Origin of the sequence: Desulfohalobium retbaense DSM 5692, assembly GCF_000024325.1 — a bacterium.
Taxonomy (GTDB): Bacteria; Desulfobacterota; Desulfovibrionia; order Desulfovibrionales; family Desulfohalobiaceae; genus Desulfohalobium; species Desulfohalobium retbaense.
The window spans coordinates 644845-662549 of sequence record NC_013223.1; the positions used below are offsets into that span (position 1 = coordinate 644845).

Genomic DNA, 17705 nt, shown 5'->3' on the forward strand with positions numbered 1-17705 from the left:
GGGGCTTTTGGCGTCAAGCGAGTTGGGAGACGAATTAGGCCCACTCCCCCAGCCATCCCTGCGTGTGCGTTTCACGCAGTTCGTCGTCGAGAAGCAGGGCCTCGGTATTCGGAAGCGAATTGGCAAAGGCGACGGCCTCTGGACGCGGTTTGACAAACAGGGTGGTGGACAGGGCGTCGGCTTCTGCCACTGTAGGCGCGACCACGCTGACACTGCTGACTGCCCGCGGGGAATGGCCGGAATTGGCGTCAATAATATGGTGGTGGGCCTTATTGCGGTCGAAATAGTGTTCGTAGTTGCCGGACGTCGCCAGAGCCCCATTATTAAGAGCCATGGTCTGGATAAACGGTTTGCGGCCTCGTGGATCTTTGATCCCGACCCGCCACGCTGCACCGGGGCCTTTGCCAGCCAGGGCCCGGATATCGCCTCCGGCGTTGATCAGGGCGTAGCGGATCCCCATTTGTTGTAAGGTATTGGCCGCCTGATCGATGATATGCCCTTTGGCGATACCGTCCAGGGTCAGCTGCATGCCGTCCTGGAGTTGCACGCCGTCGGGGCCAATGTGGACCTTATCGAACCCGATACGGTCGCGGACCCGGCGTACGGCCGTCTCCGAGGGGGCCTCACCGTGGTTCGCAAAGGTCTCTTTGGTCAGGGTCAACAGGGGCAGGATACTCGCATCAAAGGCCCGCTGGCTGACAGTATAGAAATAGCCAGCCTGGTACAATACGGCGGCGAGTTGCGGCGGCACATCCTTCAACCGGCCCTGGGCATTGAGTTCACTCAAAGGTGTCCCGGGTGCGTGGCGGTCCAGCACCGGGGTTAGGGCCTGCATGGTGTCCAGGGCGCTTTGCGCGGCTTCATGGGCCTTGTCACGGGAGGAATCCAGAACCGTGACCGTGACCATGGTCCCCATCAAGGGACGAGTGCTTTGCGCCTGAGGCAGATCCTGGGCCGCTTGTCCGGGGCGCGCGGCGAGCATAGGTGTGGCGATCCCCAAGGCGCCGAGACCAAGGAATTTCAGACAAGAGCGGCGTGTGGATTGGACGTCGTTGCTTGCAGTCTTGGACATGACGTTCCCCTTCTATCGTTGGGAGTGAAATGGCTATCCAGCAGGGCTGACCGGACTGGTCGGTTGAACAGTACCCTGCATACCCAAAAGGTGTCCAGTCGTCAAAACTCCTGCCCCATTTCCGGGATATTTTCTTTGGCTGCGACGTTTGGGGTTTCTACTATCCGGGCACGCCCGGTAAACACGGTTCGACGACTCAGTCGATTTCGTTGATCCGTTTACCTACAGGATGTCCCAAACCGGCCCCTGGGGGGTATCCTGGACTTCGATGCCCATTTCCTCCAGTTGCTGGCGGACGGAATCAGCGGTCGTGAAATCTTTTGCGCGCCGGGCCTCCTGGCGCTTGGTGATCAATTGGGCCACCGCGGAGGTGTCTATGCCTTTGCGCTTTGCCTTTTGGGTGCGCAGATCATCGAGAAAGGCATCTGGAGTCTGTTGAAACAAGCCCAGGACGTTGCCGATATGCTCGAAGATGCTCTGGATCCGTTCGAGGAGCTTCCCCCCAGCTTCGGCTTTGCGCCAGGTCTTGTCTTCCAGGATGCGGTTGGCCAACCGGTTGAGCGTGAAGACATGGCCCAAAGCACCAGCGGTGTTGAGATCGTCTTCCATATTCTGGCGCCATTTTGCATCCAGATCGTCGATTTCAGCGCTCAACTCCGAGGGCAGCTCGGTTTTGGACCAATTGCTGCGCGACAGGGCCTCGGCAATGTGTTGTCTCGTCTGGTACAGGCGCCGCAGTCCTTTTTCAGCTTCGTCCATGACCTCCCAATTGAAGTCCAGAGGGCTGCGATAGTGTTTGGTGACCAGAAAATAGCGCAGGACTTCAGGGAGATAGTAGGACAAAATGTCCCGGATGGTAATGAAGTTGCCCAGCGATTTGGACATCTTTTCGGCTTCAACTTGAACAAAGCCGTTGTGGACCCAGAATCGGGCCAATTCCTTGCCACTGGCGGCCAAGGATTGGGCCCGCTCGTTTTCGTGGTGGGGGAAGGCCAGATCCTGCCCCCCGCCGTGGATGTCCAGAGGCAGGCCCAGGAACCGTTCGCTCATGGCTGAGCACTCAAGATGCCAGCCCGGACGGCCATTGCCCCACGGACTGGGCCAGGAAGGCTCTTCCGGCTTGGCCCGCTTCCATAGCGCAAAATCCAGGGGATCTTCTTTTTCTTCACCCGGCGCAATACGGGCTCCGGCACGCATGGTGTCCAATTCCCGTCCAGACAAGCTTCCGTAACTCGGCAGGGAGCGAACCCGGAAATAGACATCGCCTGAGGCGGTGGCGTAGGCGTGTCCTTTGGCGATAAGGTTTTCGGCGAGGCCGATCATGTCCTGAATGTGTTCTGTCGCTTTGGGCTCAAAATTGGCGGGCTGGACCCCGAGACGCTCCATGTCTTCGTAATAGGCGGCGATATATTTTTGGGCCACCTCGTCCGCCTCAAGGTGCTCTTCCGCGGCACGCTTGATGATCTTGTCGTCCACGTCTGTGAAGTTGCGGACAAAATGTACAGCAAAATTCTGGTCGCGAAAATACCGTACCAGGACGTCGAAAACAACAGCGGCACGGGCATGGCCAATATGGCAGTAGTCGTAGGCGGTGATGCCGCAGACGTAGAGGGAGATTTCACCGGAGGTTTGGGGGATAAACTCTTCTTTCTGCCGGGTCATGGAGTTGTATAATTGCATCTCAACTATCCTTCTTGTCGCTCATGGGTGCCGCAGGTCCGGCCGAGACTGGACGTGTTCCAGGGAGTTGGCCGTTACCGGGACTCTGGAAAAGTGGATTCGTGGGTCGGGGTTTCCCGTTCTCCTGTCACCAGGACGATCGCTTTGATGCCTTCTTTGTGTCCAGTAAATCCGAGCCCTTCTTCAGTAGTCGCCTTCAGATTGCAATGGTGTTCAGCCAGACCGAGGAGCGCGGCCACGGTTTTTCGGATCTGGTGTTTCCAGGGTTGCAGTTTCGGGGTTTGACAAACCACAGTCATATCGACGTGCCGCAGGATGAGTCCGTTGAAACGGCACCAGTCCAAAACGTCGGTAAGCAGGGCACTGCTGTTGGCGTTGTCCCACCGGGGGTCCGTGTCGGGAAAATGTTCGCCAATATCTCCGGCCCCCAAACATCCAAGCAGGGCATCCATCAGAGCGTGGAGCAGGACGTCGCCGTCGGAATGGGCGATGATCTCCGGGCCATTGGTGATCGGGATCCCGCCGAGTTTCATGGGCCTGCCCGCTCCGTAGCGGTGTACATCGTAGCCCCAACCGGTGCACGGGATCCGGGTCGAAGGAGAAGCGGTCAACATACGCAAGTCCTCGGCGGTGGTGATTTTGCAATTGCTCCGCTCTCCGGCAACGACCCCGACACGACCGCCGCTATACTCGAGCATGGAGGCGTCATCGGTAACGTCAATGCCGTGGTCAGCGACTGTTTTGTGGGCCTGGTCAAGCGCAGCGGTGCGAAACCCCTGAGGGGTTTGAATTGCAAAGAGTTCATGGCGAGGGAGGGTGGTGCTGACCAAGTCTTGTTGGGCCTGTTTGATGGTGTCGGTGACTGGAATCCCGGGCACGACACCGTCAAAACATTCCAAGGCGTCCAGGACGCGTTGCGTGAGGGGGGCACTGACAAAGGGGCGGGCAGCGTCGTGGATCAGGACGCGGCGGCACTCGGCCGGCAGGGAAGCCAGCCCCTGGGCCGAGGAATCCTGGCGGCGTCTGCCGCCAACGGTCCACCGCACCGGGACTCCCAGGGGCGATTGGGCCGCACACTCGTTGAACAGCGCGCGCGCGGTTTCCAATTCCTCTGCCGGAGCAACCATGACAATGCCTTCGATGCTTGGCATGGCGGCAAACGTGGCGGCACTGTGCCACAATAGCGGCCGGCCAAGATAGTGCAGGAATTGTTTCTTGACCCCGCTTGTGGCTTCGGCGAGGCGTGAGCCGCTACCGCCGGCGAGGATGATGGTCCAGGTGGACATGGGTGTTTGTCGCGCTCCTGGGAGCAAATACGTTGAAAAAATGGAGTTGGGCGTAAGCCGGGTTTTGTATCGAGGACCGTCATTCCTCTAGGACAGAGATTACTCCCTGCCTCAAGCGACCTACCCGGGAGTTTCGGTCGGGCAAACCTCAAACACTCCCCTATTTGGTCTTGCTCCGGGCGGGGTTTACCGAGCTTGCCGCGTCACCGCGACAACTGGTGGGCTCTTACCCCACCGTTTCACCCTTACCCGCACTTCCTGGCGCGAGCCAAGGTACGGGCGGTCTGTTTTCTGTGGCACTGTCCAGGGATCACTCCCTCTGGGATTTCCCCAGCGCCCTGCCCTGCGGAGCCCGGACTTTCCTCCCCCGGCCGCGCGAACGCGACCGGCAGCGACGGTCTGCCCAACTCCAAAAATAGCGTTCCGTGATCCGAGTTCGGGATTTTCGCCACGCCTTATGCTCATAGCAGGGGCGCTTGTTTTCCCCCTCAACCGTGATTGCACAAAGGGTCGCGAAAAACCGAATCGCTTTCTTCGGCTACGGGAAAAAAGGAACGGATCGAGTTCAAAATGCCAAAAGCGGTCTGAACGGGTTCCCCGCTTGCCGCGGTGCTACTGATCCCCATTTTTGGGGAAGTGCTCCTCCCAATAGATCAGCCGCTGGCAGTTGGGGCAATTGAAAATCTGTTCGCCGCGCTGGAGCTCATTGAATTTTTGCGGGGGAATGGAGATGTTGCACCCGCAACAGATCCCTTCGGCCACGGGGACAATAACCGGGTTGTTCAGGCGCGAGCGGATAAATTCATAGCGTTTGAGAATGGGGGTCGGCACAACCTCTTTGGCGTTTTCCCGCTGATCGTGGAGCCCGGAGAGCTGTTGGTCCGCTTCTTTAAGTTCGGATTGCATATGCTCGCGTTTGTCTTCAACCTGGGCCCGCATTTTCTCCACCTGCTCATTGACACCCTGTAAAAGATTGTTCTGGGTTTGCAGGTCTTCAGCCAAGGAGGCGAGTTCTTCTTCGCGCATGCGGTTTGTCTTTTCGAGATTGTCCATCTCGCGAAGCATGGCGTGGTATTCTTTGGTGTTCTCGACCATCATGAGCTTGTTTTTGCTCTTTTTGATCTTGCTGTTGTCGGCCTCGATATCGGTTTCGAGTTTGCTTTTTTGTTTTTCAAGGATATCGATATGGTCTTTGATCTTTTGTTCCTGATCAAGAAGGGTCTGGAGCTTTTCTTCCAGCCGGGCCAACTCTTTGGGAGTCGCTTCCAGGGTTTGTTCCAATTTGACGATTTCATCGTCGACCCGTTGCAGGGTCACCAATTGTTCGATTTGTTTCATATACAGACTCAAGGGAAACCTCCTTTCCCACGGCTCGATACTGGCCGATGGCAGTGGCGGTGCATATCCAAATAGAGGGAACCGGCAACGGCTGTTTGAGACAGGAAGCAAGAGGGCGACAATGCCGATCTCGCGACCAGGCAACAAAGTCCGTTTGCCGAAACGGTTCGCGGCGCGTGTTATCCTGTAGACAATGTAAGGGGGTTGTTCCCTGGAAAAAAGGCCACGGCGATATGCTCGTCCAGGAGTTCTTCGCTCAGGCGTTCGGCCCAGGAAGACATCATATGCTCCTCGAGACTGAAATGGCCGACATCCAGAGTCCACCCCAGGGATTCCACCTGTTGGGCTTGGTGGTATTTGACGTCACCGGTGAGGAAGACGTCGGCCCCGGCGCCAAAGGCGGCTGAGGCGAAATCCGCCCCGGAACCGGGGCAGTAGGCGACTGTACTGAGAGTTTCCGGGCGGAGACCAATTTCGTTCCACCCCCTGATATTGAGAAGGGCCGCAACCTGTTCGGTAAATCTTTCCGCAGAAACCGGGGTGGCAAGGCGTCCTGCACAGCCAAAACCGTAGACCTTGCAGGGATGCAGCGCTTCCTGAACATGTACCCGTCTGGCGGGCAGAGCGCTGATGGCGGCTTCAGCCTGCGGCCAGGCCGTAACCTCCCACTCACTGGTACCGGTCTGGCGGATATCAAAAACGCCCGGAAGTTCCTCGAGCCCGGATCCATTGGACAAGCCGTGAATCTGATAGACGCGGGCCCGTTCCGTACAACTCGGTGAAACAACGCTTCGTTGCTGCAGGCCCAACGCGTCCGCCAGCCAAGCCACGGGCCCATTGGGCTGGGCGTCAAGGCTTGTGTGGGCCGCGTACATCCAGACACCGGCCTCAAGGGTCGAGCGCAGAATCCTGTGATAGGCGTCGCAGGCACTGGGGAGGGTTGGTTTGAGGCTCAGCGGGTGATGGGTCAGAATGAAGTCGGCCCCCCAGTCGAGGGCAGCGGTGACTGTCGCCGGAACAGCGTCGAGGGTCACGGCCATCTTGGTGATGTGTTGGGCCGTGCCTGCAATCTGGATCCCGCTTTGGTCCCAGGAGGCCGCCAGGTCCGGCCGAGCCACCGTCTCAATGTGCGCCAGGAGGTCTTGGACTCGCATACGTGCCCCTTTTTCCGTGTCGGCGAAGCCGGAGCCACGCTTGAAAAAAAAGTGCTTCCCTGCTGGCGGGCAAGGAAGCACCGTCGGAAAGCGTCAAACAGCATGGGACCGAAAAACGGCCTTTGGATCGGGTCAAGGACGTACTTCTATTTGGTGGGCCTACCAGGATTTGAACCTGGGACCTTCCGGTTATGAGCCGGTGGCTCTGCCAACTGAGCTATAGGCCCATGCCTGGTGGTGTCGCCGTACGATGGGAATGCCTTTTGCCCGCACTCACATAAACTCTCAGACTACCCCAACAGAGAGATTTTGTCAAGATTTCCCTTTTTCACGGCATTGCTTCTTGACGAAATTGATGGCTGACCGGCCGGCAATAGCACCCTCGCCGACAGCAACGCTGATCTGCAAAAAGCGACCGACACAGTCTCCAGCGGCAAACACACCGGGGAAGCTCGTTTTTTGTTCCTCATCGACCTGGAGAAAGACGCCGTTGCGCATGACGCCCAGGGAATAGGCGAAATCCAGTGAGGACGCCTCGCCCAGGGCGATAAACAGCCCGTCCACCGCTTCTTCGCTGCCGTCGTCATAGATCACCCGTTCCAGGACGTCGTTGCCTTCAACGCGCTCGATCTTGCGTTGCTTGACAGGAATGCCCGCCTCCTGAAGTTTTTCTTGAAAACTCTCGGTCATGGTCAAAGGTTTGCCTTGAGAGCAGACCGAGACGTGTGGGGTGTATTGTGTCAATTCCAGGGCCTGGTTGGCGGCGAAAATGCCCTCGCCCACAACCATGACCTGTTTGTTTCTGAAAAAGAATCCGTCGCAACTGACACAATAGGAGACGCCTTTGCCCTCGTATTCAGACAGGTCCTCAATCCCCGGCCGAATGCGGGAAACTCCTGTGGCAAGAATAACGCTGCAGGCCCGGACTTTGCCGGTTTCGGTTTTGATTTCGAATTCTTCGTTTTCAGTGGGATGGATGCCCAAAACCCGGTCGCAGCGCATTTGAACGTCAAACCGCTTGGCCTGCCGTTTGCCGCGTTCCAAGAGTTCGCGACCGGTGATGGTTTCCGGAAAACCGAAGTAATTGTCGATATCGTAGTCCCCTGAGACCTTGGGCTCGCACCCGAGCACCAGCGTGCTCATGCCCGCCCGGGCGGTGTAGATGGCGGCGGACAGACCGGCCGGGCCCTGTCCGACTACGGCCACTTCGTATTTTTTCATCGGGCTTCTCCTTGGGTTGCGGTTTGCGTCTGAGGGGCAAGCTGCAAACGCTTGGCCAAGTATATAAATGGGGTGTCCAGGCCTGCTGTCAAGGCCTTGATCAGGTAGGTGGTCAAAAGGATCTCCAGCCAGACCGAGAAGGGGAAGACACCCCAGAACGCAATCACGCAGAAGACACTGGAGTCGATCAGCTGGCTGACAAGGGTGCTGGCATTGTTGCGGAGCCAGAGCCACCGTTCGCCGGTTTTAGCCCGGATGGCATGAAAGGCCCAGACATCATGCCATTGGGACAAGAGATATGCGGCCATGCTGCCCAGGGCCACACGGGGCATGAAGTCGAATATGGCTGCCAGGTGGGGTTGGGCGAAGTCGTTTGGGCCCGGCGCGAATTGCAAGGCGATCTGCATGTACAATGTGGCCAGAATCAGACAGCAAAATCCGAGAAGGACGCCGCGCTGGGCTTCCTTTTTGCCGTAAAATTCGCTCAGCAAGTCGGTGGACAGGAAGATGCTGGCGTAAAGGATGTTGCCCAGGGTGGTCGTAAGGCCGAAGAGATGGATCGTTTTCAAGACCTGAATATTGCAAATAACGAGGTTGAAAACAATCAGCCCGTAGAGGCCGACGCGGCCGAAGAGGCGAAAAACGAGCAGCACAAGGCTGAGGTCAAGCAGGGCAAATCCAATCCACAAGAGTTCGTTGGGCATCAGAGGGTCTCCATAACAAGGCATGCGGTTGGGAAACCAGAACGGTTCGGCTGAGGGCAACAGGGCAAGGGACGCCTCGTGCCTTTTCGGGGCCGGGATCCTGGAAACGGTCCAGAAAACAAGCGAAGCCGGCAATCGCCGGCTCCACGGAGAAAGTATCCGGCAAAACCGCTCCCCGCGTCAAGCTTGCCGGGCTCAGTGGTGGTAGGGGATGTTTTTCAGAATGGTCGCGGCGCGGTACAGCTGCTCGAAAAGGACAACCCGCGCCAATTCATGGGGCAGGGTCATGGGGCCAAACGCCAAGAGATCGTCAGCGCGGTCGCGGACCTGATCCGCCAGGCCGTATGCCCCGCCGAGAATAAAACAGGGCTGCCTGGCCGGATCCTCCAACCATCCGGTGAGATCCTGGGCCAACTGGGCAGATGTGCGGGATTTCCCTCGTTCGTCAAGGACGATGACGCGGTCGCGGGGGGTGGTTTTGGCCAGGATGGCCTTGGCCTCGGCTTCTTTGCGCGGGCCAGGTGCCAAATGGGAGGGCCCGTCTTTTACGCATACGGAGTCACTGGTGTACAAGCCGGACAAACGTTTCCAGTAGAGTTCGGCTGCGTCACGCCAGATGCCTTTTTTCATCGCTCCGGTCCAGATGCATTTCAGGCGGTTCATGACAAAGCCTGACGGAGCGCTTCCGGGATGGAGGCCAGATCGGGGCAGATGCCGAAGCCCGCTGCCCGCATGGATTCCAGCTTTTCGGCGTTGGATTGGGCTCCTTCCAGAATGGCTCCGGCATGGCCGAGTTTTTTCCCGGGGGGAGCTGTCTGACCGGCGATAAAGGAGACAATAGGTTTGGGAAAGCCTGTTTTCTGGACCCAGGCAGCCAGATCCTGTTCGGCCTGTCCGCCGATCTCTCCAAGAATAAGGACGGCTTCAGTCTGCGGGTCGTTTTCCAGCAAGGCGCAGAGATCGACAAAAGAACTGCCGACAAAGGGATCGCCACCGATGCCGAAACAAAACGACTGGCCCAGTCCGGCCTGGGTCAAACGGGCGACACATTCATAGGTCAAGGTGCCGCTGCGGGAGAGGACCGCCACCGGACCCGGCGTAAAAGCGGTGACCGGCATGATGCCGACTTTCATATGCCCCGGCCGGATAAAGCCCGGCGTGTTGGGGCCGATAAATCGTGTCGGACCCTGGTTCAGCTGGGGCAAAGCAGGCAGTATCTGGGCTTGCGGGATGCCTTCTGTCACGCACACGGCCCACGGAATGCCGGCCTGGCGTGCTTCGAGCATCGCTTCTGTGGCAAAGCGGGCGGGGACAAAAATGATGCTGGCGGCAATACTGTGGTGACGGGTGGCTTCAGCCACGGAATTGTAGACAGGCAGTCCATCAACAGTGCCTCCTCCCTTAAACGGGGTCACTCCGGCGACGATATTTGTGCCGTATTCACGCATCAACCTGGCGTGCAAACGCCCTTCACGGCCGGTGAGGCCCTGGACCAGGACTGGCGCGTTGGGGCTAAGGGCCGCAAGCCCCGGATCGCTTGGCGGAACCAGGGCGGCCGAGCCCTTGGCCGGCGGCCGTGCGGGATAGGCTTGGGGGGGCAGGAGACGTTCAGCGGCATCGCTCTGGCCTGTTTGGCGGGTCAAAGCGTCCATCGCGTCCTGCAAAGTTTCCACGACAGTGACGGTCGCATGTCCCGCGTGGCGCAACCGCTGCCGCCCCTCTTCAGCGCCGTGGCCGTCAAAGCGCACAACCAGCGGCTTGACCACCTCCCGGTGTTCTAAGGCCGCAATCAAGGCGCTGGCGACCTTGCTGCAGGACAGAATGCCGCCGAAGATGTTGATCAGGACCGTTTGCACCCGTTGATCGCCGAAAAGGAGGTCCAGCGCGGCCCCGACCCGCTCTTCATCGGCCCCGCCTCCGACATCCAAGAAGTTTGCCGCCGGAAGACCGGCAAAATTGAGCATGTCCATGGTGGCCATGGCCAGTCCCGCCCCGTTGACCATGAGCCCAACCCGCCCATTGAGGGTGTGGTAGCTCAGCCCGGCGTTCCGGGCGGTATTCTCCTGGTCGGTGGCGTGCTCGGGTTGATAGAGGGAGGCCAGCTCCGGCTGGAGCTCGACGGCATTGTCGTCGAGTTCGACCTTGCCGTCGAGGGCGAGCCAGTGATCGTGATCAGTGAGGATAAGCGGATTGATTTCAGCCAAGGTCACCCCGCGGTGCGAGACCGCCTCATAGAGCCGGTGTACAAGGGCTTCGAAATCCTTCCAGTGATCGTTGTCGACCCCCAGATGGAAGAAGGCGCTGCGGACATGGTGGGCCCGGAGCCCCAGGCAGGGGTCCAGGGGTTGAATGAGAAGATTGTCCGCTCCGCTGGCTTCTATGTCGACGCCCCCTTCACGCCCCACGGTCAACACAGGCGCGGCAAGAGCGCGTTGGATGCTGATGGAGAGATAGAATTCCCTGGCGATACCGGCAGCGGGTTCAACGCGCACCAGCGGCACCGCCTCGTCGCCGATTCGCATGTCGAAGATTTCTTTAAGCGTCCCGGGCAAGTCCTGCAGAGCCGTGACTTTGCGGATCCCCCCAGCTTTTCCCCGCCCCCCGCGCAGGACCTGGGCCTTGAGCATAAACGGCGGTGCAAAATCGGGGCGGTAGACGGCAGCCATTTCCGGGGTGACCAGATCCCCCTGTGGCACCGGAATGCCGCAGCTCTTGAACAAGGACTTGCTTTGGTGTTCGTTGCATTTCATAGCCAAAAGCGGTTACTGCAAAGGGCAGTGGTTGTCAAAATGCGGTGCTTTCAGTACAGCCAGAAGGCCAGGGTCGATTCTCAAGCCTTTTCCAGTCCCCTCTGTGAGTGGTTGGGAAAAAGAGGACAACCCGTTATAAACCTTGGCGCCGCCGCGCCTGTCCCCCTTCTGGGAGGCCGCGCCCAGCGGGACCGTTGACCCGAATTCGGATGTGGCAGCGCGATAGTGTCTGCCGATAGGCTTACTGAGCCGTCATTAACGACAAGGAATATATTTGAAAGTGGGTGTGCAGACTATCAGGACCACGGTCCAATGCTGGCTTTTCGTGGCGATCCTGACCGCGTGTGTTGCCGGTGGGGTCACGGCAGCGTTCGGGCAGCAATGGCAACTGGACAACCTCGTCCTGGACAGCAGCCAAGGCGGTCACGTTCGGGTGCGGTTCGGGGTGCAATGCCCGGTTGAACCGTTGAAGCAATTGCTGACCGATGAGGGAGCGACGGTTCGGGTCGGCTTCGAAGCCGCGTTGCGCCGGGAGCGGCTCCTGCTCTGGGAGAAGCAGGAGGCTGTGGCGCGGCGGCTGTATTATCTCAAAAGCCGGGCACTGAGTCAGGAATATGAGCTCAAGGGCGAAGGCCTGAACAAGCCTTTGGTCGGAACCGAGCTTGCGCCCTTGCTGGACAAGGCCTGGTCGACCCTGGAAATGGACCTGGGGGCGTGGCACCAACTCCAGCCCGGTTCCGAGTATGTTGTCGACTTGCGAATAGAATGTGATCGGGCCGATGTCCCGGTCTGGCTGCGGCGGGCCCTGTTCTTCTGGTCCTGGGATGTCCTGCCGCCGCGGACATATAGACTGCGCTTCAGGTATTGATCCATGGCCCAAGACCCTATCCGCATCAGCGGCCCGGATACGCGGGAACGGCGCCGCCGGCAACGAGAACTGCTGTTGGCGGCCGGGGCTGTCGGCCTGATCGTCCTTCTGACCTGGATTGAGCTCCAGTTTTTCGGTGTCAATTCCTACCTTTTTCTCGCCTTTTTCAATCTCAATCTCATCTTATTGCTGCTGATCCTGTTTCTTGTGTTGCGAAACGGGGTCAAACTGCTGCTTGAGCGGCGACGACGAGTCCTCGGCGCCAGATTGCGCACACGTCTGGTGCTCGCCTTCATGTCCTTGTCCCTTATCCCGACCATCCTCATGTTTCTGGTGGCGGTGCGTTTCGTGCAGACCTCTGTGGATTTCTGGTTCAAAAGCCAGATCGAAAGTTCCCTGGACCAGGCCGTCAAGGTTGGCCAAGGATACTACCGTCAAATGCAGAACCAATTGGAAACACAAGGGGTATTCATTCTGGAGTCGATCCGGCGCCGGGAATTTGCCTGGGGCGGGGAAGGCATGGATGATTTCCTGAAATTCAAGCGCCATGAATACGGTCTGTCGTTGGTCGGCGTCCTGCAGGATGATTTGCAACAACAAAATTGGCACGGCTCCGAAAATTGGGAACAGTCGTGGTCCGCGTTTGAAGACTCGGTCGATTGGGAGACGTTGCGCCAAAATCCCCGATTCTGGTCCGGGATGCGACCCGGCCCGGAGGCCGATCTGGTGGTGGGAATCGTGCCGGTGGACGAAGCCAAGACCGGTTTTCTCGTTGTCGGCCGGAGTATGGAAAAGGGGCTATTGCGGCAGTTGGACAATATCATCCAGGGCATGGACGAGTACAAGCAACTGAAAACCCTCAAATTCCCCCTGAAGGTGGCCCTGTACCTCATCCTGGCGGTCATGACCCTGCTGATTCTTCTGGGGGCGATGTGGTTCGGTTTTCGGCTGGCCAAGGAGATTTCCGCTCCGGTCCAGGCCCTGGCCGTGGGCACGCAACGCATTGCCCGCGGTGACCTCAGTGTTCGCCTTGAGGACCAATCTTCAGATGAGATCGGGCTTTTAGTCCAATCGTTCAACAAGATGGCCGGTGACCTGGAGCAGAGTCAGGACCGGTTGCGGCTGGCCAATGACCGCTTGGCGCGGCAAAACCGCGAACTCGAAGAGCGGGGCCGGTATATGGAAGCCGTGCTGAACAACATCACGGCCGGGGTCATCTCCCTGGACAGTCATGGGCAGATCAACACGGTCAATGCCGCGGCGGAGACCATTTTAGGGACTGCAGCGGAGCAGTTGGTGGGGCAAAATCCCCTGGAATTGCTCCAGGGCGAGCAGGCCGAGTTGGTGCAGGAAATGCTCAGTCAGCTGACCCAGGCGCCCCATTCCCAATGGCAGCGGCAGCTTGATCTGGAATTGGGTGGCCAGGTGCGCAAGCTGTTGGTCAATGCTGTGGTCCTGCAAACAGGTGAAGGGGAACGGGCCGGATTGGTGGCGGTGTTCGAAGATGTGACCGAGCTGGACAAGATGCAGCGCATGGCCGCCTGGCGCGAAGTGGCCCGGCGTATCGCGCATGAAATCAAGAACCCCCTGACCCCGATCAAGCTCTCGGCCCAGCGCCTGCAGCGGAAATTCGGTGACCAGGTTCAAGACGGGGTCTTCACCCAATCCACGGAATTGATAATCCGGCAGGTCGAGCATCTGCAACAGATGGTCTCCGAGTTCTCGGCCTTCGCCAAGTTGCCGGAAGTGCACCCGAAGCGAGACGAGATCACCCCGCTCGTCCAGGAGGTGGTGGCGCTTTTTCGCCAAAGTCACAATACCATCCAGTGGACAGTGGAGGAGCAGGACGAGACCCCTCCTTTCCGTTTCGATCGCGAGGCGATCAAGCGTGTTTTGATGAACCTGCTGACCAACGCGGCTGAGGCCCTTCAAGGCGGCAACGGCTCAACAGTGGACATCAGTGTCGATTGCGATGTCAGCAGCGGATGGGTCCGTTTGCAGATCGCGGACAATGGGCCGGGACTTTCGCCAGAAGAACGTTCGCGTCTGTTTGAACCCTATTTTTCCCGCAAGAAAGGGGGCACCGGCCTGGGGCTGACGATCGTCAAATCCTTGGTCAACGACCATCACGGCTATGTTCGCATCAAACCCAATTCCCCACACGGCAGCGTCTTCGTGGTTGAACTGCCGCTTGTCTGATCCAAGAATGGGGCTGCGAAACCGCCGAATTTGCTATTTGTGAGGAGTACAGCATGCAAGCACGTATCCTGGTCGTTGATGACGAACTCGATATCCGCGTCTCTTTGTCCGGAATTCTTGAAGATGAAGGGCACACCGTCATGGAGGCCGACAGCGGCGAAGCCGGGCTGACAGCGATGGCCGGGAAGGAAATCGATCTTGTTTTTTTGGATATCTGGCTGCCGGGCATGGATGGGTTGGCTGTACTGGAACGTTTGCGCCAGGAGTGGCCAGATATTCCCGTGATCATGATTTCCGGGCACGGCACGATTGAGACTGCGGTCAGCGCGATCAAAAACGGGGCCCACGACTTCATCGAAAAACCGCTTTCTTTGGAAAAAGTGGTCATCACAGCCAACAAGGCCCTGGAATTCAGCAAACTCAAACGGGAAAATCGGGATCTGCGTTCACGGGTAAAAACCGATGTCGTCCAAGAGATCAGCGGTAGCAGTGGGGCCATCGCCTCCTTGCGCGCCCAGATCGATCGGGTGGCGCCCACCGATGCCTGGGTGCTCATCAGCGGCGAGAACGGAACCGGCAAAGAAATCGTGGCCCGCTCGCTGCATGTTAAAAGCCGGCGGGCCAAGCGCCCGATGATCGCCGTGAACTGTGCGGCCATCCCCGAAGAACTCATAGAAAGCGAACTCTTTGGACATGAAAAAGGGGCGTTCACGGGCGCGGAACAGGCTCAGCGGGGCAAGTTTGAGTTGGCCCACAAGGGAACGCTGTTCCTGGACGAGATAGGCGACATGAGCCTGAAGACCCAGGCCAAAGTCCTCAGAATCCTCCAAGAGCAATCCTTTGAACGGGTCGGAGGGCGAAAGACCCTCAATGTCGATGTCCGGGTCATTGCCGCGACAAACAAGGATTTGCCTCAGGAGATCCAGGCTGGCCGGTTCCGCGAGGATCTGTACTACCGGCTCAAAGTTTTTCCCCTGGAAGTTCCGCCTTTGCGACTGCGTATGCAGGATGTCCCGGATCTGTTGCAGGAGTTTGTAGCGCTTTTGAGCCGGGAGCACGGCTTCAAACCGCTCTCGTTCACCCCGGAGGCCCTGCGACGGTTACAGTCCTATAGCTGGCCGGGCAATGTCCGGGAACTCAAGAATTTTGTGGAACGCATGCTGATTATGTACGCCGGAGACGAGGTTGGTCCGGAGCACCTTCCCGGCGATGTGGAAGCGCCAATGGCCGGTGGACATGAACGAGGTGTCGGCTGGGACGATGATTTCAAGAATGCCCGGGCCCGTTTTGAAAAGGATTTTTTGACCCAGAAGCTCGAACAATGCGGGGGCAACGTGGCCCAGACCGCCGAGCAGGTCGGCCTGGAGCGGAGCTATTTGTATCGCAAACTCAAAGGCTACGGGCTGATCTGATTCCGGACCCTTGTTTTCCGCCTGAAAATGGGCGTGCGCCACACGCCCGGTCCAAGCGGCACCACAACGCGTCTTTTTGCTTCGTTCCCAGGCTCGGGATTGGTTGTATTTGCGGTCTGGTGAGGAATAGGTGAGCAAAACAAAAAGGGGTTGCCACGGCGTGCGCGGCAACCCCTTGATTTTTGTGGTGCCCCAGGGAGGATTCGAACCCCCGGCTCCGGGATTAGGAATCCCGCGCTCTATCCTCCTGAGCTACTGGGGCCAGGAAGATGGTCTTTTAGGTTGGCCTGCTTTGCCTTGTCAAGGCGAAGCTTCAAGGGGCAATGGTGCTGCCCAGAACCTCAAGGAAGCGGCGCATCCATTCCGGGTGCGCCGGCCAGGCCGGGGCTGTGACCAGATTGCCGTCGACCACGGCGTTGCTGGCCGTGGCATTGACCTCGACCCACGTGCCCCCGGCTTGCTCTACGTCAGGACGCACGGCGGGATAGGCGGTGCAGGATTTGTTCCTGAGCACATCGGCGGCGGCCAGGACCTGCTGTCCGTGACAGATGGAGGCGATGGGCTTGTCGTTGGCAGCAAAATGGCGAACGATTTCCAATACCCGGGGATTGAGGCGGATGTATTCCGGGGCCCGGCCGCCGGGGATGACCAAAGCGTCGTAGTCGCTTTCCTGCACGGAATCAAAGGAGGCGGTCAGGGTGAAATTGTGCCCGGGCTTTTCGCTGTAGGTTTGCGCCCCGTCAAAGTCGTGGACGGCGGTGGCCACGGTTTCTCCCGCTTTCTTGTCCGGACATACGGCGTGGACGGTGTGTCCGATCATGTTCAGGATCTGAAACGGGACCATGACCTCGTAGTCTTCGACATAGTCACCGACAAGCATGAGAATTTTTTGGGTTGCCATGGAGCTCCTCCTTGCGAGTTTGTGCGTCGGGAGCAACACGCTGCCACGGGGTGGCCTGGAGCGATTTCCCGCGCACGCTTTTTGCGCTTTGTCAGGCCACAATCTCGGAACCACTGCCGGCTTTGGTGAAAAGCTCCAGAATAAGGGAGTTTTCGACCCGGCCGTCGATGATGTGGGCCTTTTCAATGCCGGCTTCGACTGCCTCCAGGCAGCACTTGACCTTGGGGATCATCCCGCCACGGACGACATGGTTGTCGATGGCTTCCGCGGCCTGTCTTCTGGTCAACGAGGAAATAAGTGTGCCGGCAGGATCCAGGATGCCCTGGACATCGGTCAACAACACCAGACGCTTGGCGTTGATGGCAGCGGCAATAGCCCCGGCCACGGAGTCCGCGTTGATATTGTAGGTTTCGCCGTGGGCATCGACGCCCACCGGGGCAATGATGGGAATGAAACCGTCGCGTTGGAGGGAGTCGATCAGCGTGGTGTTGATGTGCACGACTTCCCCGACTTTGCCCAGATCGATGATCTCCGGGGGCGCGTCTTTCCGGGAGATGACCATTTCCAGTTGTCTGGCCTGGATCAGGCCGCCATCCTTGCCGGAAAGGCCGACCGCTTTGCCCCCGCTGAGATTGAGCTGATTGACGATTTCCTTGTTGACCTTGCCCACGAGAACCATTTCCACCACATCCATGGTTGCTTGATCGGTAATACGCAGACCTTCTCGAAATTGGGAGTCGATCTGAAGTTGTTCCAGCATATGTCCGATCTGAGGGCCGCCACCGTGGACGATGACCGGATTCAAACCGATATATTTGAGCAGGACTACATTTAAGGCGAAGGCGTGTTTGAGGGTCTCGTCTTTCATGGCGTGGCCGCCGTATTTGATGACGATGGTCTGCCCGTAAAATTCGCGGATATACGGAAGGGATTCTAAAAGGATTTTGGCTTTGGCGATTTCCTGTTCCATAAGTCTCTCTTTATGCTTGTCAGCGAATGGTCTCCATCACACTTGGTTTCGGTTCCTCACACAAATCTGTGCCTGACTTGAGGCCAAAAACTTGAAAAGCATGAGCCCTCTCGGGTAGTTAGGTAGTTACCACACAAACCTATCACCCAG

14 protein-coding genes, 2 tRNA genes and 1 other RNA gene are annotated in these 17705 nt (G+C 58.4%); 3 read left to right on the forward strand and 14 right to left on the reverse strand.

Translation table 11 applies throughout. From position 1 onward, the window contains the following. Nucleotides 1-34: 34 nt before the first annotated feature. The 11 genes from DRET_RS02670 to sucD all read right to left on the reverse strand — a co-directional run bounded on the left by DRET_RS02670 (nucleotide 35) and on the right by sucD (nucleotide 11205). Nucleotides 35-1072 (reverse strand): FAD:protein FMN transferase, encoded by a 1038-nt coding sequence (locus DRET_RS02670; RefSeq protein WP_015750991.1) that lies wholly within the window; start codon nucleotides 1070-1072, stop codon nucleotides 35-37. A gap of 222 nt (nucleotides 1073-1294) precedes the next feature. Continuing rightward, nucleotides 1295-2752 carry a cysteine--tRNA ligase gene (cysS, locus tag DRET_RS02675; protein ID WP_015750992.1) on the reverse strand — a complete coding sequence of 486 codons (1458 nt, stop codon included), beginning with the start codon at nucleotides 2750-2752 and terminating at the stop codon, nucleotides 1295-1297. Nucleotides 2753-2826: 74 nt separating this feature from the next. Continuing rightward, complete coding sequence (gene ispD, locus DRET_RS02680; protein WP_015750993.1) at nucleotides 2827-4038, reverse strand: 2-C-methyl-D-erythritol 4-phosphate cytidylyltransferase; 1212 nt, start codon at nucleotides 4036-4038, stop codon at nucleotides 2827-2829. A gap of 38 nt (nucleotides 4039-4076) precedes the next feature. After that, an RNA gene (gene rnpB / locus DRET_RS13185) (RNase P RNA component class A) lies at nucleotides 4077-4449 on the reverse strand. Between the two features lie 201 nt (nucleotides 4450-4650). Further along, the gene (locus tag DRET_RS02685) at nucleotides 4651-5388 is read right to left on the reverse strand and encodes a zinc ribbon domain-containing protein (RefSeq protein WP_015750995.1); all 738 of its coding nucleotides are present in this window, start codon (nucleotides 5386-5388) and stop codon (nucleotides 4651-4653) included. Nucleotides 5389-5555: 167 nt separating this feature from the next. Then, the gene (locus tag DRET_RS02690) at nucleotides 5556-6530 is read right to left on the reverse strand and encodes a Nif3-like dinuclear metal center hexameric protein (protein ID WP_015750996.1); all 975 of its coding nucleotides are present in this window, start codon (nucleotides 6528-6530) and stop codon (nucleotides 5556-5558) included. A 151-nt stretch (nucleotides 6531-6681) separates the two neighbouring features. Then, nucleotides 6682-6757 (reverse strand) — tRNA-Ile (locus tag DRET_RS02695). An 85-nt stretch (nucleotides 6758-6842) separates the two neighbouring features. Continuing rightward, nucleotides 6843-7751: an NAD(P)/FAD-dependent oxidoreductase gene (locus DRET_RS02700; RefSeq protein ID WP_015750997.1), complete on the reverse strand. Its 909-nt coding sequence runs from the start codon at nucleotides 7749-7751 to the stop codon at nucleotides 6843-6845. Further along, the gene (locus DRET_RS02705; protein WP_015750998.1) at nucleotides 7748-8455 is read right to left on the reverse strand and encodes a queuosine precursor transporter; all 708 of its coding nucleotides are present in this window, start codon (nucleotides 8453-8455) and stop codon (nucleotides 7748-7750) included. The genes DRET_RS02700 and DRET_RS02705 overlap by 4 nt, the downstream gene beginning before the upstream one ends. Before the next feature lie 195 nt (nucleotides 8456-8650). Then, nucleotides 8651-9118 (reverse strand): 23S rRNA (pseudouridine(1915)-N(3))-methyltransferase RlmH, encoded by a 468-nt coding sequence (locus DRET_RS02715; protein ID WP_015750999.1) that lies wholly within the window; start codon nucleotides 9116-9118, stop codon nucleotides 8651-8653. Then, nucleotides 9115-11205, reverse strand: coding sequence for a succinate--CoA ligase subunit alpha (gene sucD, locus DRET_RS02720; protein WP_015751000.1), 2091 nt, complete (start codon nucleotides 11203-11205; stop codon nucleotides 9115-9117). Before sucD ends, DRET_RS02715 begins: the two co-directional genes overlap by 4 nt. A 280-nt stretch (nucleotides 11206-11485) precedes the next feature. Between sucD and DRET_RS02725 the strand changes: the two genes are divergently transcribed. The 3 genes from DRET_RS02725 to DRET_RS02735 are packed head-to-tail and all read left to right on the forward strand — an operon-like array spanning nucleotide 11486 to nucleotide 15684. Continuing rightward, a complete protein-coding gene (locus DRET_RS02725; protein WP_244147934.1) occupies nucleotides 11486-12073 on the forward strand; it encodes a DUF4390 domain-containing protein in 588 nt (195 codons plus the stop codon). Between the two features lie 3 nt (nucleotides 12074-12076). Next, entirely contained in the window at nucleotides 12077-14272 is a 2196-nt protein-coding gene (locus DRET_RS02730; RefSeq protein ID WP_015751002.1) for a sensor histidine kinase NtrY-like, read from the forward strand. Nucleotides 14273-14325: 53 nt separating this feature from the next. Next, entirely contained in the window at nucleotides 14326-15684 is a 1359-nt protein-coding gene (locus tag DRET_RS02735) for a sigma-54-dependent transcriptional regulator (RefSeq protein ID WP_015751003.1), read from the forward strand. A gap of 185 nt (nucleotides 15685-15869) precedes the next feature. Here DRET_RS02735 and DRET_RS02740 read toward each other — a convergent pair. The 3 genes from DRET_RS02740 to argB all read right to left on the reverse strand — a co-directional run bounded on the left by DRET_RS02740 (nucleotide 15870) and on the right by argB (nucleotide 17555). Beyond that, nucleotides 15870-15946: transfer RNA gene (locus DRET_RS02740), tRNA-Arg, on the reverse strand. Between the two features lie 51 nt (nucleotides 15947-15997). Then, nucleotides 15998-16585: a DJ-1/PfpI family protein gene (locus DRET_RS02745; RefSeq protein ID WP_015751004.1), complete on the reverse strand. Its 588-nt coding sequence runs from the start codon at nucleotides 16583-16585 to the stop codon at nucleotides 15998-16000. 91 nt (nucleotides 16586-16676) lie between these two features. Then, on the reverse strand, nucleotides 16677-17555 hold the full coding sequence (gene argB, locus DRET_RS02750) for an acetylglutamate kinase (RefSeq protein WP_015751005.1): 879 nt from the start codon (nucleotides 17553-17555) through the stop codon (nucleotides 16677-16679). Between the last annotated feature and the right edge of the window lie 150 nt (nucleotides 17556-17705).